This is a genomic window from Lysinibacillus sp. GbtcB16, from assembly GCF_019091145.1.
Taxonomy (GTDB): domain Bacteria; phylum Bacillota; class Bacilli; order Bacillales_A; family Planococcaceae; genus Lysinibacillus; species Lysinibacillus fusiformis.
Genome location: NZ_JAGXJV010000403.1, coordinates 1 through 271, shown reverse-complemented (window position 1 = coordinate 271; position 271 = coordinate 1). Strand labels below are relative to the sequence as shown.

Below are 271 nucleotides of genomic sequence, written 5' to 3'. Positions count from 1 at the left end.
ACCGTTTCATCTCTTAATTTGTATTTAGTCAAACGGGATCCTCATGAAACGCTGACAGTTACAGGAGCAACGTATACTTCGGTCACCGGTGATGTGTATGCGTACAATGTTTAGAATTTGAACGTTGGTTCCAATCTAATTAATTTATTGGTAACAGCGCAAGATCGCACTACGACTAACACCTATACGGTGACGGTTGATCGAGCGCCTCTTCCAAGCAGTAATGCTGATTTGGCTGCTTTGGCATTATCGGGCGGTACGCTCACTCCGG

1 protein-coding gene is annotated in these 271 nt (G+C 45.0%); it reads left to right on the top strand.

The window, feature by feature from the left end:
• Positions 1-117 precede the first annotated feature (117 nt).
• On the top strand, positions 118-271 hold a 154-nt coding region (locus tag KVT27_RS27155; protein WP_256449048.1), incomplete at its 3' end, for a hypothetical protein.